The 14,126-nt window shown below is 40.2% G+C and carries 17 protein-coding genes; 4 read left to right on the forward strand and 13 right to left on the reverse strand.

Translation table 11 applies throughout. The features are described from left to right. Window positions 1–4: 4 nt before the first annotated feature. Window positions 5–571, reverse strand: coding sequence for an oligoribonuclease (gene orn / locus I8T81_RS16165; protein ID WP_000099436.1), 567 nt, complete (start codon window positions 569–571; stop codon window positions 5–7). Between the two features lie 124 nt (window positions 572–695). On the opposite strand from orn, the gene rsgA reads away from it, so the two are divergent. The 4 genes from rsgA to secB all read left to right on the forward strand — a co-directional run bounded on the left by rsgA (window position 696) and on the right by secB (window position 3,023). After that, window positions 696–1,754, forward strand: coding sequence for a ribosome small subunit-dependent GTPase A (gene rsgA / locus I8T81_RS16170; protein ID WP_198071648.1), 1,059 nt, complete (start codon window positions 696–698; stop codon window positions 1,752–1,754). Between the two features lie 97 nt (window positions 1,755–1,851). Next, entirely contained in the window at window positions 1,852–2,268 is a 417-nt protein-coding gene (locus I8T81_RS16175) for a rhodanese-like domain-containing protein (RefSeq protein WP_004698745.1), read from the forward strand. A gap of 11 nt (window positions 2,269–2,279) precedes the next feature. Beyond that, window positions 2,280–2,537: a glutaredoxin 3 gene (gene grxC / locus I8T81_RS16180; RefSeq protein ID WP_009390671.1), complete on the forward strand. Its 258-nt coding sequence runs from the start codon at window positions 2,280–2,282 to the stop codon at window positions 2,535–2,537. A 27-nt stretch (window positions 2,538–2,564) separates the two neighbouring features. After that, window positions 2,565–3,023 carry a protein-export chaperone SecB gene (secB, locus tag I8T81_RS16185; RefSeq protein ID WP_004698753.1) on the forward strand — a complete coding sequence of 153 codons (459 nt, stop codon included), beginning with the start codon at window positions 2,565–2,567 and terminating at the stop codon, window positions 3,021–3,023. A gap of 67 nt (window positions 3,024–3,090) precedes the next feature. On the opposite strand, the gene I8T81_RS16190 is transcribed toward secB, so the two are convergent. From I8T81_RS16190 to I8T81_RS16245, 12 genes are all read right to left on the reverse strand, one after another. Next, window positions 3,091–3,747: a 4'-phosphopantetheinyl transferase family protein gene (locus I8T81_RS16190; RefSeq protein ID WP_198071649.1), complete on the reverse strand. Its 657-nt coding sequence runs from the start codon at window positions 3,745–3,747 to the stop codon at window positions 3,091–3,093. A gap of 112 nt (window positions 3,748–3,859) precedes the next feature. Then, the gene (gene der / locus I8T81_RS16195) at window positions 3,860–5,269 is read right to left on the reverse strand and encodes a ribosome biogenesis GTPase Der (RefSeq protein ID WP_019458083.1); all 1,410 of its coding nucleotides are present in this window, start codon (window positions 5,267–5,269) and stop codon (window positions 3,860–3,862) included. A gap of 186 nt (window positions 5,270–5,455) precedes the next feature. Beyond that, a complete protein-coding gene (gene bamB / locus I8T81_RS16200) occupies window positions 5,456–6,601 on the reverse strand; it encodes an outer membrane protein assembly factor BamB (RefSeq protein ID WP_019458082.1) in 1,146 nt (381 codons plus the stop codon). Then, the gene (locus I8T81_RS16205) at window positions 6,601–7,299 is read right to left on the reverse strand and encodes a YfgM family protein (RefSeq protein ID WP_002053293.1); all 699 of its coding nucleotides are present in this window, start codon (window positions 7,297–7,299) and stop codon (window positions 6,601–6,603) included. The genes bamB and I8T81_RS16205 overlap by 1 nt, the downstream gene beginning before the upstream one ends. A gap of 28 nt (window positions 7,300–7,327) precedes the next feature. After that, complete coding sequence (gene hisS, locus I8T81_RS16210; protein WP_198071650.1) at window positions 7,328–8,620, reverse strand: histidine--tRNA ligase; 1,293 nt, start codon at window positions 8,618–8,620, stop codon at window positions 7,328–7,330. After that, on the reverse strand, window positions 8,617–9,732 hold the full coding sequence (ispG, locus tag I8T81_RS16215) for a flavodoxin-dependent (E)-4-hydroxy-3-methylbut-2-enyl-diphosphate synthase (protein ID WP_004698760.1): 1,116 nt from the start codon (window positions 9,730–9,732) through the stop codon (window positions 8,617–8,619). The genes hisS and ispG overlap by 4 nt, the downstream gene beginning before the upstream one ends. A 21-nt stretch (window positions 9,733–9,753) precedes the next feature. Continuing rightward, window positions 9,754–10,545, reverse strand: coding sequence for a helix-turn-helix domain-containing protein (locus tag I8T81_RS16220; RefSeq protein WP_198071651.1), 792 nt, complete (start codon window positions 10,543–10,545; stop codon window positions 9,754–9,756). Further along, on the reverse strand, window positions 10,536–11,336 hold the full coding sequence (gene pilW, locus I8T81_RS16225) for a type IV pilus biogenesis/stability protein PilW (RefSeq protein ID WP_004698762.1): 801 nt from the start codon (window positions 11,334–11,336) through the stop codon (window positions 10,536–10,538). The genes I8T81_RS16220 and pilW overlap by 10 nt, the downstream gene beginning before the upstream one ends. Window positions 11,337–11,351: 15 nt before the next feature. Then, complete coding sequence (rlmN, locus tag I8T81_RS16230; RefSeq protein WP_004698763.1) at window positions 11,352–12,584, reverse strand: 23S rRNA (adenine(2503)-C(2))-methyltransferase RlmN; 1,233 nt, start codon at window positions 12,582–12,584, stop codon at window positions 11,352–11,354. A 122-nt stretch (window positions 12,585–12,706) separates the two neighbouring features. Continuing rightward, window positions 12,707–13,138: a nucleoside-diphosphate kinase gene (gene ndk, locus I8T81_RS16235; protein WP_000963851.1), complete on the reverse strand. Its 432-nt coding sequence runs from the start codon at window positions 13,136–13,138 to the stop codon at window positions 12,707–12,709. 113 nt (window positions 13,139–13,251) lie between these two features. Then, complete coding sequence (gene iscX, locus I8T81_RS16240) at window positions 13,252–13,452, reverse strand: Fe-S cluster assembly protein IscX (RefSeq protein WP_004698764.1); 201 nt, start codon at window positions 13,450–13,452, stop codon at window positions 13,252–13,254. A 99-nt stretch (window positions 13,453–13,551) separates the two neighbouring features. Continuing rightward, window positions 13,552–14,103 (reverse strand): phosphatase PAP2 family protein, encoded by a 552-nt coding sequence (locus I8T81_RS16245; RefSeq protein WP_019458079.1) that lies wholly within the window; start codon window positions 14,101–14,103, stop codon window positions 13,552–13,554. Window positions 14,104–14,126 lie beyond the last annotated feature (23 nt).

Below are 14,126 nucleotides of genomic sequence, written 5' to 3' on the forward strand. Positions count from 1 at the left end.
GTCATTAATCTTTACCATCAGTATTCATAATGAAAAAGTATTCGCGGTAATACTTAAGTTCAGAAATTGAGTCACGAATGTCATCCATCGCCAAATGCGATGCATTCTTTTTCAGACCACTCATAATTTCAGGGCGCCAGCGTTTTGAGAGCTCTTTTACCGTAGATACATCAAGATTACGATAGTGGAAGTACTGCTCAAGCTCAGGCATAAGACGATGTAAGAAACGGCGATCCTGACAAATCGAGTTACCACACATTGGTGAAACTTTTGGATTAACCCATTTTTTTAGGAATTCTAAAGTCTGTAACTCAGCGTCACGAGCTGTTAATTTACTACGGCGAACTCGCTCAATTAAACCTGACTGACCATGCTGGCGCGTATTCCACTCATCCATTGCATTTAAAATACGATCAGGTTGATGAATAGCCAAAACCGGACCTTCGGCAAGTACATTTAAATGATCATCTGTAATAATTGTTGCGATTTCAATAATCTGGTCGTTGTCGGTATCTAAACCGGTCATTTCCAGATCAATCCAAATTAATCGTGTATTTAAAGTACTGCTCATGTATGTACGTTCTAAAATGCCGTAAAAACATTAATAGTAGCAAATTTCTTGCTTCTGCGCTGTAATTCCATACCAGCTTCGTGCTATTTTTGCGATCTTCAAACAATGGTTTTTTGGGATATGAATGGCTCTAATTCGTAAGCGTCGTTTAACTGAGCAACAGCAACGCCGTATTGAAAAACAGCATAAAACTCGCCAAGAAGAAGTCGATACTTCACAAGATCTAGATGGGCTGGTTGTACAGCACTATGGTCGTCAACTTGAAGTACAGGCACTTTCTGTACCCGAGCATCACCCAGAAAAACCTCAAGTTGCCGAAGGCGAACCAGAACCATTCTGGAAACCGATTGAGTTAAAAAGTATTTGGCGCTGTCACACGCGTACAAATCTTGAATTACTGGTCACGGGTGACCGAGTGAAGTGGCAAGCAGACCCTAACACAGGCTTAGGGATTATTACTGCAATTCACCCACGTACTTCACTGCTTACTCGTCCAGATCGTTATCACAAAGTAAAACCTGTAGCAGCCAATATCAGTTTAATCGTTATTGTTTTTGCTCCGCTTCCAGAACCAGCACCTACTTTGATTGACCGCTACTTAGTGGCATGTGCAGATGCAAATATTCCTGCTCTTTTAGTGCTGAATAAATCAGATCTACTCACTGAAAACGATCCGATTCTCGACATGCTCAAAGAGTATGAAGATTTAGGTTATGAAAGCATGATTTGTCATTCTAAAGGTGATATTTCAACATTATCTCAACGACTTGATGGTGAAACCGTTGCTTTTGTTGGTCAATCAGGTGTTGGTAAAAGCTCGCTTATTAATGTGCTTATTCCAGATGCCGAGCAGAAAACCAATATCATTTCTGAAAACTCTGCACTTGGCCAACACACCACGACTTCTACGCGCTTAATCAACTTTGGTAAAAATGGTGCATTAATTGATTCGCCAGGAATTCGTGAGTTTGGGCTTTGGCATCTCGATTTAGAAAAAATTCGTATGGGTTTTCCTGAAATTGAAGCGCATTTAGGCTCATGTCAGTTCCGTAATTGCACGCATACTCATGAAAAGAACTGTGGCTTAAAACAGGCTGTTGAAGCAGGTGAAATTTTGCCACGACGCTTAGACAGCTTCTTACGTTTAATCGATGAGATTCAAGAAGCGCAGCAAAAAAACTAATTTTCTACCCCTTTTGCCCTTGAAGTGGTGATTTTGATCACCATCTATATACGCTATACTCTAGGTCAATTTTGTTTTTAATTTTTTTAGGTGACTTGTGGAACGCTGGTTAGAGTTTATGGGGAATCACCCCATTTTGTTTGGTACACTCGGAGTCTTGATCGTATTGTTCTTCATTTTTGAAGGTCAACGTAACGGTCGTAAAATTTCTCCACAGTCGCTTGGTATTTTAGTGAAAGCGAAGAATGCTATTTTAATTGACTTACGCGATAGCAAAGACTTCCGCGAAGGTCACATTAGTGGTAGCCGCAATATTCCTTATAGCCAAATTGCAAGTCATGCTGATGAATTAAAAGCAAGTGACCGTCCATTGGTATTTATTTGCAACCTAGGGCAAGTTGCTGGTAGCGCTTTACAAAAAGTCGCTCACCATGACAGCTATCGCCTTGATGGTGGTATCAGTAACTGGAAAGCTCAAGGCTTACCTCTCGTTAAAAGCAAACCAAAAGCTTAAGGAGAATTGTCATGGCAGCAAATGTCATTGTTTACTCAACTTCTGTATGCCCATATTGCGTTCGCGCGAAACAATTACTTGAGCGTAAAGGTATTGCTTACAAAGAAGTAAATCTTTCTGTTGAAGCACCAGAAGTACGTGTTGAATTAATGCAACGTACCAACCACCGTACTGTTCCACAAATTTTTATTAATGATCAGTTTATCGGTGGTTTTGACCAACTTTATGCTTTAGAGCGTGAAGGTAAACTCGACGAATTATTGGCTTAACCTCGCATCCATATTAAGGAAAAAACAATGAGCGAAGAACAACAAGTTCAACCACAATTAGCTTTAGAGCGTATTTATACAAAAGATATTTCTTTTGAGGTTCCAGGGGCACAAGTTTTTACTAAACAATGGCAACCTGAACTTAACATCAATCTTTCTTCTGCTGCAGAAAAGATTGACCCAACTCACTTTGAAGTATCTTTAAAAGTTGTGGTTGAAGCCAATAATGACAATGAAACAGCGTTCATCGTAGATGTAACTCAATCTGGTATTTTCTTAATCGATAACATCGAAGAAGATCGCTTACCTTACATTTTGGGTGCATACTGCCCGAACATTTTGTTCCCGTTCTTACGTGAAGCTGTAAATGACTTAGTCACCAAGGGTAGCTTCCCTCAATTACTTCTTACTCCTATCAATTTTGATGCAGAATTCGAAGCAAACATGGAACGTGCTCAAGCTGCTGCTGTTGAAGGTCAAGCTTAATTTATAGCTTGCTCTAAACAAAAAAACCGCGTAATTCGCGGTTTTTTTATATCTACTGTTTCGTTTATTAGCCATCAAGCGAATGAAGCTGAATAGAAGGAAACTGAAACCCACGGCAAGACTGCTCGGAACGCCATGCGACCGTTAAAATCATGTTACCTAAGATAAAGTTTTGATAAGCAAACGTTCCAATAAGTTCATGCGAACATAATCCACCATGATTGGTGGGGTGGGCTTGACTGTTTAAAGTATTTAAATCCAAACGTATACCAAGACCTGAAGCTTTTAGAACAGCTTCTTTAGTCGTCCAGACCTTAAACCAATACTCTCTATCTTGTTCTAGATTTCGCCATGTTGCATATTCATCAGCGTGAAAGGCATGTTGTGCCAGACTATCTAAACGGACTTTACGGTCAAGTTCTTCAACATCTATACCAATATCTTTAACATGTTCACTTAACGCCAAAGCATAATATTGCTGACTATGCGAATGGTTAAAATGCAAAGTATGGTCCAATAAATAAGGTTTGCCATATTCATGTTTTGCAAATTGCAAATCTGTTGGGTTTACACTTAACTTTTGAGCTAATAACTTATTTTTAATGTGCTTTATTTGCTGCTTTTTATAATCATTAAATGTACGAAAGTCGGGAAAGTCTTTTTGTTGTTGTTTTAAAAATGTATCTAGCTTCCCTGTATAGACTTCAATATTTCTCTCAATCATTTTTAAATCCATTCTATCTGGGAGTAAAACTAATATAAAAGTAACAATAACTTATTAAACCATATAATAAAAAGCCCAAAGAATACTTTGGGCTTTTTTACATTCATACAAATTAACGGTTAAATTTCTTTTCCGCTTTCTTGAATTTCTGAATATAACGACGACGACGCGCAGCTGTACGCTCATCAACCTGACTCTTACGACCTTCAAACGGGTTTTCAGAAGTTTTAAAGTCAATACGAACTGGCGTACCTTCAAGTTTATATACTTTACGGAACACGTTCTCTAAGTAACGGCGGTAGTCCGCAGGTGTTTTATCAACCTTGTTACCATGAATCACAATTGTTGGTGGGTTTTGTCCACCCATGTGTGCATAACGCATTTTAATACGTTTTCCGCTAATCATTGGTGGTTGGTGAGCTTCTGTTGCATCACTCAAAATTTGAGTTAATTTCGCTGGTGATACTTTTAAGTTCGCAGACTCATAGGCACGATGAATAGAAGGATATAAATCACCTACCCCTGTTCCATGCAGTGCAGAAATTAAATGAATTTTTGCCCAAGGAATAAAGTCAAAACGACGCTCAACATCAAGCTTACATTGCTTACGGTCATACTCACTCATGTTGTCCCATTTGTTAATGGCGATCACCATGGCACGACCAGCTTCAAGCGCATAGCCAATTAAATGTAAGTCTTGCTCAACAATACCTTCACGTGCATCGACCACAACTACGACTACGTGTGCATCTTTCATTGCCTGTAAAGTTTTAACAATTGAGAACTTCTCAATCATTTCATCAACTTTACCTTTACGACGTACACCCGCTGTATCAATTAAGGTGTATTTACGGCCTTCACGCTCAAACGGAATATAAATAGAATCACGAGTTGTACCCGGTTGGTCAAATGCAACTACACGGTCTTCACCAAGTAAGCGGTTTACCAACGTTGATTTACCCACGTTTGGACGACCAATAATCGCTAAACGTAAGCCAGTATCTTTGTCATGTTCATCTGGGTTTTCATCTTCCGGAACTTCTGCAAGTACATCTTCAAGCATTTGCTGAACGCCACGACCATGGCTCGCTGCAACTTGTAATGGTTCACCCATACCAAGTTTATAGAACTCAACTAAAGCAGCTTCAGCATGAACACCATCTACCTTGTTCGCAACAAGATAAATTTTCTTACCTAAAGTACGAAGTTCACGAGCAATTTGCTCATCAGAAGCTAACAAACCAGCACGCGCATCAACTACAAAAATAATAATATCTGCTTCGTTGATGGCTGTTTTTGACTGCTCGGCCATGTAGTTATCGATACCGCCTTCACTTTCACCGATACCGCCAGTATCAACAACAATGAAAGACTTATTTTGATAAGTCGCATCACCATATTTACGGTCACGAGTCAGACCCGCGAAGTCGGCTACAAGTGCATCACGACTCTTGGTAATCTGGTTAAATAACGTTGATTTTCCGACATTCGGACGACCAATGAGCGCAATAACGGGTTTCATACAATAACCTTAATCAAGACCAGCCATATCTCATGGCATGAGCATTAGAAACAATACAGGAGATATATTTTAAGGTCAGATATGACCATAATAAAAGACGGGGCTTTGAACTGATTTAATTCAAACACCCCGATATTTTTAACAGCGTAATTTGTTAAGCGGCTATTTTAGCACAAGCGAACAAAATTAACGATTCTGCCAAATACTTAAATCGCCTTTTTGGGTCGAAACGTAGAGTTGATTCTCAATAACACGTAATGTATTGACCTCACCACTTGTTTTAGAACGTCCTACCAATTTACCTGTTGCCGGGTCGATCAAGTGTAAAACACCATCCAAATCACCGACTATTAAATTTTGGCCTAACACAACAGGATTACTTAAATGACGATTCAATAAGCTGTCATTTTGCCAAAGCTGCTCGCCTGTCGTTAAATCATAAGCAGTCAGCTTGCCATCAGTTGACGAAACAAATACTTTATTGTCATAAACTTCTGGACGTTTGGTACTGCTTGAATCTTCACTCCAGACTACACGTTGAGAAGCCAAATCAGTCACTGTGACTTGCCCTTGGAAGCTTGTTGTCACCATAAGCTGGCCTGCAACAACTGGATCACCATCAATATCGATCAGGCGTTGAATATCTGAACGACCTTCACTTACCGCAACACGACGTTGGAAACGTGGAATACCGCTAATGATATCAATTGCATAAACATAAGCATTTGCTGAAGCAATTAAAACAGTGCGTGAATCAAGGCTCACTGGCGATGGCTGACCGCGCAGACTAAACTGAACGTTTGGCAATTTGTATGCCCAGACTTGTTGTCCTGATGATGCATCATGTGCAAAAACAGTACCGTCATTTGCAATTGTAATCACACGTCCAGACTGAACTAAAGAAGGACTTAATAATGCACCAGATAATTGTGCAGTCCATTTTTGTTCACCTGTTGCTTGATCTAAAGCAAATAGCTGACCTTTGCTGTTACCCACAACAACAATACCTTCAGCCGCTTCAACACCAGAGCTTAAGCCCAATTTACTTACTTTTTTCTCCCAAAGACGTTGTTTGCCGCGATATGCTGCAACTTCGCCTTTAGGATCAAGTGTAAAGACAACGCCTTCATTAGCGTCAAGTTGTAAACGTAATGGATCTGCCTTATTAGTAGAAGAAACACTGCGTGAAAACACCGGTACTAGAGCCTTTGTCGACTCAGTCAATTTCGGTAGTGGATTTGGTTTTGCTTCTTTTACTTTGTTGCTAGAACATCCCACCAATACAGCTGATGCGATTGCAATTGCCAAAGGCAGTTTGAATTTCTGATTCATTAAGACTCTTCCACCTGTGTTTCCAAAATTGGGCGCTCAATCTGTGGATCTTCAACTAAAACGCCAACACTTTCGAGTTTAATTTGTAAAATTTGTCGCTCTTGTTTACGTTCCAGTAACGAATCCCATGCAGCTTGATACGCTTTTTTAGCAGAATCAATATCTTTCTTCGCAACAAAGATATCACCACGTAACTCTTCTACTGTTGCTTTAAATGCCGGATCGACATTACCAGACAAAGTTTTTAGAGCTTCATCATATTTGTTTTGCGCCAATTGTGCATCTGCTAAACGCAATTTTACAACCTGAATCAGTCCTTCATCTTTTACTTTTGAGTTTTCAACTTTTTTCAAAGCTTTTTCAGCAGCCGCATAATCTTGTTTTTCATATGCAAGCTTTGCCAATACAAATTGAGTTTGTATTGCCTGAACTGAATCAATATCGTCTTTTACAAGTTTATCTGCCGAAGCTGTTATTGAAGCTAAAGCATTTGGATTATCGGCTGTTGCATTTGCCTCATCCATTAACTGCTGTACTTTTGCAGTTTCAGTCTGACTCGTTGCAAGATTTCTTTTTTGCCAATATTCCCACCCAAAAAAGGCAATCAATGCAATGAGAATCCCGCTAATCATGGCAGAACCATATTTTTTGGCGAACGACTTTAAGCTGTCGAATTGTTCTTCATCACTTAAGCTCATGTGATTGTCCTTTTCCAGATGTTTCAGTTTATTTTGTAAATTTTTCAATTAAGAATGGTACGAGTTCAGCTAGTGCAACTTGTGTCTGCTCAGCTGTTGCTAACTCTTTGATCGCAAGCTGCTGTGCTTCCCATTCACGCTCACCTAAAATCATGGCGTAAACAGCCCCAGCCTGATCAGCTTTTTTCATCTGACTCTTCATGCTGCCTTGTGAACCCGTTTTAATGCGAACATTGCTATTCGCTGCTTCTAGCTGATCGCGTAATTGCTCTGCTAAAACCAATGCTTTAGCTTGGTAAGCAGGCTCTGCAACCAAGAACGCTTCACAATCACGTACAGTTTCAGCTTGTTCAACTTGCTCAAGTAGAAGCAATAAACGCTCCATCCCCATTGCAAAACCAACTGCTGGTACAGATTGATCTGCCTTACCTTTCAGCTGACCAACTAAACCATCATAGCGTCCACCTGCACATACTGTGCCTTGCGAACCTAACGATGTTGTTGTCCATTCAAAAACAGTTTTATTGTAGTAATCTAAACCACGTACCAATTTTTGGTTAATTACAAATTTAACACCAGCAGCAGTCAAATAATCTTGTAATTGTTGAAAGTGGCTTAAGCTATCTTCTTTTAAGAAATCATGTAATTTCGGCGCATTTTCCAGAATTTTCTGAGTCGATTCAATTTTAGAATCTAAAATACGTAATGGGTTAGTCGTTAAACGACGCTGTGAATCTTCATCCAAAGCATCTTTATGCTCATTTAAGAACGCAACCAAAGCATTACGATATTCTGTACGCTCATCTGTTTCACCTAACGTATTCAACTCAAGCTGAACCATGTGATTAACGCCCATGCGTTTCCACAAACGAGCTGTCAACAGAATCAATTCAGCATCAATATCAGGAGTTGCCACACCAAAAGTTTCAACACCGAACTGGTGGAACTGACGGTAACGGCCTTTTTGTGGTTTTTCATAACGGAACATAGGTCCCATATACCACACACGCGGCGTAGCACCACGCAATAAGTTATGTTCAACCAACGCACGTACACAACCCGCTGTCCCTTCTGGACGCAAAGTTAATGATTCAGGTGGGTTTCCTTTATCGAAGAATGTGTACATTTCTTTTTCAACGATATCGGTTGCATCACCAATAGCACGTTTAAACAGTCCCGTTTGTTCAACGATCGGCAAACGAATTTGTTGGTAACCATAAGCATCCATTAACGATGCTAAATGTTGCTCGAGACGTCTCCACGCTGATGTTTGCGTTGGTAAGACGTCATTAAAACCTTTGATTGCGACTATTGAACTCATGATGAACTACGAATAATTTCTTTAGATTTAGCTTCTTCAAGCTCTTGAACACGTTGACGAACCATTGTTTCGATTTCATCAACCAATTGATCGGTATCGATTAAATGGCTTTTCTCACCATTACGATAAACCAGTGAGCGAGGCGCAGCCCCAACAACCCCGATGTCTGCTTCTTTTGCTTCACCCGGGCCATTTACCTTACAACCAATCACTGACACATCCATTGGCGTACGGATATCTTCTAAACGCTCTTCTAAGGCTTGCATCACCTGAATCACGTTAAATTCTTGACGAGAACAACTTGGACAAGCAATAAAGTTAATCCCATTAGAACGTAGACCAAGCGATTTTAAGATATCAAAACCAATCTTAATTTCGTCTTCAGGTTCAGCAGCAAGCGAAATACGCATGGTATCGCCAATGCCTTCCATCAATAACCCGCCAAGAGCAATCGCTGATTTCACAGTACCTGTACGGTAAATACCAGCCTCGGTTACACCCAAGTGCAATGGATTATCAATTTGTTGAGAAAGCAAACGATAGGCATCCATGGTCAAAAACACATTTGATGCTTTTACACTGACTTTAAACTCATGGAAATCTAGACGGTCTAAAATATCAATATGACGTAAAGCTGACTCAAGCAGTGCCTGCCCTGTAGGTTCGCCATATTTTTTCTGTAAATCTTTTTCTAGAGAACCCGCATTCACACCAATACGCATAGAAATGCCATGATGACGTGCAGCAGCAACAACTTCACGAACTTTCTGGTCTGAACCGATATTACCTGGGTTAATACGCAAACAGTCAGCACCATAGTCTGCAACTGCCAAAGCAATTCTATGGTCAAAGTGAATATCAGCCACTAGTGGAACTGAAACACGTTTACGGATTGCACCAAAAGCCTCAGCTGCTTCCATAGAAGGAACTGAAACACGCATAATATCTGCACCTGCGTCAACACAACGCTCAATCTGAGCCACAGTTGCATCGACATCGCAAGTTTCGGTATTTGTCATACTTTGCACACTAATAGGTGCATCGCCACCGACATAGACCGAACCAACACGAATTTTACGTGTTGGTCGACGTTTAATTGGGTTCTCTATCATTGTATCGCTCAACTCATGGTATTAGCGGGATAAACGGAATTCAGCTTTACCGTTTACCGTATATGGAGACAATGAAATCTGTTCTTGGTTTAGACTTAATGACACAGCTGTTGCATCATCAAGACGAATCTGGAATGGAGACTCCCCATTTAAGGTTAAAGTCGATGCCTGACGACCTGTCGCTAAAACCTTACCTGTTGCATCTACAATATGAACAGAAGTTGGACGGTTAAAGTTTAGCACCAATTGATCGCCCGCTGTTGCAGAGCCATTTCCTTTCATAGGTAAAACTTCAACATTAGACTGATTTGCTTTTGGCACCTCAGTCTCACCTTTGTTTGAAGTCCATTTTTGAATGCCCATCACGATCAATGACACTACAGCAATAATCAAAATCGCAAGCAATGCACGCTTTAACCATTTTTTATTACGATCACTATTAGAACCCGGTAATTTACCCATGATTTTAATTGGTGAGTTGTTTAAAGCATGATTTGGCAAAAGACCTGTATCATTTGCATAAATCTCATCAAAACGCTGAATAATTGCAGTTGCATCAGCATTTAAATATTTTGCATAAGAACGATAATAACCTTTGATAAAAGTTGCTTCTGGCAAAGATTTATAATCGTCTTGCTCTAACGCACTTAGCGTTTTCAACGGCATATTTAAGTCTGAAGATACTTGCTCTAATTCTTTTTTCTGAGAAACACGAATTTGACGTAAATACTCACCAGGACGTTGAATATTTCCTAAAGCAGAAGTCGGTAAGCTTGAGCCAGTTGGCTGCTGTGAATTAGGATTTATTTCCATACGGCCTCAGTACTATACTGTAATTGCAAATAACGTTGATATTCTGGACTTTCCGGGAATAAAGCACGTAATTGATTTACTAAAACTTGCATTCCCATTTTATCCGCATTGGCTCGAGCCACTCTTAAACCAATCCAAAGTGCACGAGCACCCTGATTTTTCTGCCCCACTGTACGAACATATTGCTCATACATTTGTGTAGCAGCCGGAATCTGCTGCTGCAAATAAAAAATTTCTGCTAACTCTAACATTGAAATGTAAGAGTCACGGTTAGCAAGGAGCGCTTGTTTGAATGTTTTTTCAGCACTCGCAATATCACCTAATTTTAAATAAATCCGCCCCAGATTTTCTAAGGCTTGGTAACGTTGGTCATAACCTAATGTTGCACCAGCGATACGGAACTGCTCGACAGCATCATTATAACGTTCCATTTGATACAAATACGTACCATAATTATTACGCGCCTGAGCATTATCTGGCTCAGAAGAAATTGCACGTTTAAAATAATGTTCTGCTTTTTCTAAATTGGGTTTACTGCCTTCTTGTTGCAATAAAATACCCATCATCATATTTGCCGTTGCGTCACGACTCTCGATACTTAGAGCTTGGTCGAGGGAACGTTTTGCTGAGTCCAAGTCACCAGAACGAATGTATTCTGCAGCAAGCTGCGTACGCACCTTAACTGCTTTTTCCGGGTCCTTTTTTAGTGTTGGCGACGTCTGACAACCACTTGCCAGAAATGCAACTGCAACCCCCATACATAACATGATCTTTAACTTCGGAGTACTCAAAGTCTTCCCTCAACTTTATCCTTGTGTACGTAAAATCTCTTGACGCTGTGTCACTTTTTTCTGCCACTGTTCAGCACGGCGGGTTCTATCAGCTACTTGACCCACTAACTGTCCACATGCAGCGTCAATATCATCACCACGTGTTTGACGAATCGTACACACAAATCCGGCATCAGACAAAGTTTTTTGGAACGAGATAATACGATTTCGACTTGAGCGACCATATGGCGCGTGCGGGAATGGGTTAAATGGAATCAAGTTAATTTTACTTGGTAAATTTTTTAATAATTTAATCATTTGCTGTGCATGTTCAGGCTGATCATTCACGCCCTCTAACATCACATATTCAATGGTCACATGTTTACGCGTACTTTCATTACCATCTTTGGCAATATAGCGCTGACATGCTGCAATCAACTGAGCCAATGGATATTTTTTATTAATAGGCACAAGTTCATTACGCAACTCATCGTTTGGTGCATGTAAAGAAATTGCTAATGCAACATCAATATCTTGCGCAAGTTGGTCAATTTTCGGTACAACGCCTGAAGTTGATAAGGTCACACGACGTTTTGACATACCATAAGCAAAGTCATCAAGCATAATCTGCATTGAGCTTAATACGGCATCATAGTTGAGCAAAGGCTCACCCATACCCATCATCACGACATTGGTCACTGAACGCTCACGATCAGCAACAGGCACTTCTTCCATATAAGAATAGTTTGCCATCCAGAGTTGCCCAATAATTTCATCTGGCGTTAAATCACGTTGGAAACCTTGCTTACCTGTTGAACAAAATGAGCAGTCCAATGCACAGCCTACTTGTGATGAAATACACAAAGTTTTGCGTAAGCCTGTTTTATCTTCGGCAGGAATTAATACAGTTTCAACTAAAGAACCTGCCCCCTCACCTACGCGAAACACCCATTTACGTGTGCCATCTTTTGAATAGTGACGATGCACAACCTCAGGAGCTTTAATCTCACAAATTTGTTCAAGTTTTGCACGTAACTTTCCTGAAATATTCGTCATTTCAGCAAAATCAGTAACAAAGTACTGATGAATCCATTTCATGACCTGTCCGGCACGAAACTTTTTCTCACCAATATCTTCAAAGAATTTTTCTAATTGCGCGCGTGACATGCCGAGTAAATTCACTTTTTCGGCAGCAGGCGATGCTGGCGTGGACGAAGATTGCTGCTGTCCATCAAGATTTTCAGATGAAACGACCACTGCAGAACTCATGTGTATTTACCTAAACCATGTCAAAAACAGAAGATATTGTTCAAGAATCAGACAATATGCTCTTGAGAGAATAAAAAAACCAGATAAGTAGTATACCACTTATCTGGTTTGAATGCTTTCGATTAACGAGTGCGTGGGCAGATCTCGTTGTCAGCAAAGAAGTAAGCAATTTCACGCTCTGCAGAAGCAACTGAGTCAGAACCGTGAGCAGCGTTTTCGTCGATGCTTACAGCGAAATCAGCACGGATAGTACCAGGAGCCGCTTCTTTAGGGTTTGTAGCGCCTAAAATTTCACGGTGAGCAAGAACTGCGTTTTCGCCTTCAAGAACAGATACTACAACTGGACCAGAAGTCATGAATGCAACTAAGTCACCAAAGAAACCGCGTTCTTTGTGCTCTGCATAGAAACCTTCAGCATCAGCTTGAGAAAGGTGTTTCATTTTAGTCGCAACAATTTTTAAACCCGCTTTTTCGAAACGAGCAAAAATTTCACCGATGTGGTTTTTAGACACAGCATCAGGCTTTACGATAGACAAAGTACGTTCAATAGCCATGAGTGGCTCCTTTATTTTAAGATTTAAACTTTAAAAAATTTGCAGCATTATACCGATGTCATAGGTAATAATCAGCTTTGAATGTGTAAAAGTTGCGATTTTTTCTACTGTTTTTAGCGAACTTCGTCTATCCAAGCCATTTGGATACCTTCTAACAATCCTTCGGTTGATTTATTTGGGTCATCACTGAAGTCTGGTAATGCACATACCCATGCATGTAAATCGGTAAAACGGATCCATTGCGGATCAACTTCTGGATGTGCTTCTGACAATTCAATGGCAATATCAATCGTATCTGTCCAACGTAAGCCCATAGCGGCTCCTATCTGTTTAATCTGCTAAATCACGAACTGCGTACTTTAGCAAATCCGCAAACCTAATCGATAGCTTAAGCTGATAAAAATTACTGTTCGTTATAAAGCAATGTTTAATAATGGCGCTACAAATATAATGATGCTTGCCACTGATGCGCCAATAAGAGCTCCCACAATCACATCACTTGGATAATGAAGTCCAAGCACCATACGAGACAAAGCAACAAGTACCATGAACGGTAACATAGCGGCTAGCAACACAGGTTGGATATACCCCAACACAATTGTCACCATCACTGCATGCAACGTATGACCTGATGGAAAACTAAAGTGATCAAGTGGTCTTTCACCAAGCACAATCACCTGATGTACTTGATAAGGACGTGGACGCGTCGTTTTATGTTTTAGAAATTTATAAATTGCCGTTCCTATTGAGCCGCCAATTAACAAATAGATAATTTGCAAACTGTAGGTAATGCCATGCATTCCCCATACAATTGCTAGCATGAGGTACCAAAATGGCCCATCGCCCGCACGGCTAATAATTTTGAAGAATAAAGCCACACGTTGTGAGTGAGAAAAATGATTGAGATATAAACAGCCTCTCAAATCGAGATCGAGTATTTTTATTTTTGCATTCTTTAATTTCATGGTCGTTCTCCTATTTTAGGATA

The organism is Acinetobacter seifertii (genome assembly GCF_016064815.1).
Lineage (GTDB): Bacteria > Pseudomonadota > Gammaproteobacteria > Pseudomonadales > Moraxellaceae > Acinetobacter > Acinetobacter seifertii.

What these genes read in the sequence shown, in the direction of transcription:
- rlmN (WP_004698763.1), bottom strand. Translation starts at nt 12,584, where the DNA reads ATGAGTTCTGCAGTGGTCGTTTCATCTGAAAATCTTGATGGACAGCAG.
- ndk (WP_000963851.1), bottom strand. Translation starts at nt 13,138, where the DNA reads ATGGCTATTGAACGTACTTTGTCTATCGTAAAGCCTGATGCTGTGTCT.
- I8T81_RS16245 (WP_019458079.1), bottom strand. Translation starts at nt 14,103, where the DNA reads ATGAAATTAAAGAATGCAAAAATAAAAATACTCGATCTCGATTTGAGA.
- iscX (WP_004698764.1), bottom strand. Translation starts at nt 13,452, where the DNA reads ATGGGCTTACGTTGGACAGATACGATTGATATTGCCATTGAATTGTCA.
- grxC (WP_009390671.1), top strand. Translation starts at nt 2,280, where the DNA reads ATGGCAGCAAATGTCATTGTTTACTCAACTTCTGTATGCCCATATTGC.
- I8T81_RS16205 (WP_002053293.1), bottom strand. Translation starts at nt 7,299, where the DNA reads ATGAGCTTAAGTGATGAAGAACAATTCGACAGCTTAAAGTCGTTCGCC.
- I8T81_RS16190 (WP_198071649.1), bottom strand. Translation starts at nt 3,747, where the DNA reads ATGATTGAGAGAAATATTGAAGTCTATACAGGGAAGCTAGATACATTT.
- der (WP_019458083.1), bottom strand. Translation starts at nt 5,269, where the DNA reads ATGAAACCCGTTATTGCGCTCATTGGTCGTCCGAATGTCGGAAAATCA.
- hisS (WP_198071650.1), bottom strand. Translation starts at nt 8,620, where the DNA reads ATGAGTTCAATAGTCGCAATCAAAGGTTTTAATGACGTCTTACCAACG.
- bamB (WP_019458082.1), bottom strand. Translation starts at nt 6,601, where the DNA reads ATGAATCAGAAATTCAAACTGCCTTTGGCAATTGCAATCGCATCAGCT.
- rsgA (WP_198071648.1), top strand. Translation starts at nt 696, where the DNA reads ATGGCTCTAATTCGTAAGCGTCGTTTAACTGAGCAACAGCAACGCCGT.
- secB (WP_004698753.1), top strand. Translation starts at nt 2,565, where the DNA reads ATGAGCGAAGAACAACAAGTTCAACCACAATTAGCTTTAGAGCGTATT.
- I8T81_RS16220 (WP_198071651.1), bottom strand. Translation starts at nt 10,545, where the DNA reads ATGGAAATAAATCCTAATTCACAGCAGCCAACTGGCTCAAGCTTACCG.
- ispG (WP_004698760.1), bottom strand. Translation starts at nt 9,732, where the DNA reads ATGATAGAGAACCCAATTAAACGTCGACCAACACGTAAAATTCGTGTT.
- orn (WP_000099436.1), bottom strand. Translation starts at nt 571, where the DNA reads ATGAGCAGTACTTTAAATACACGATTAATTTGGATTGATCTGGAAATG.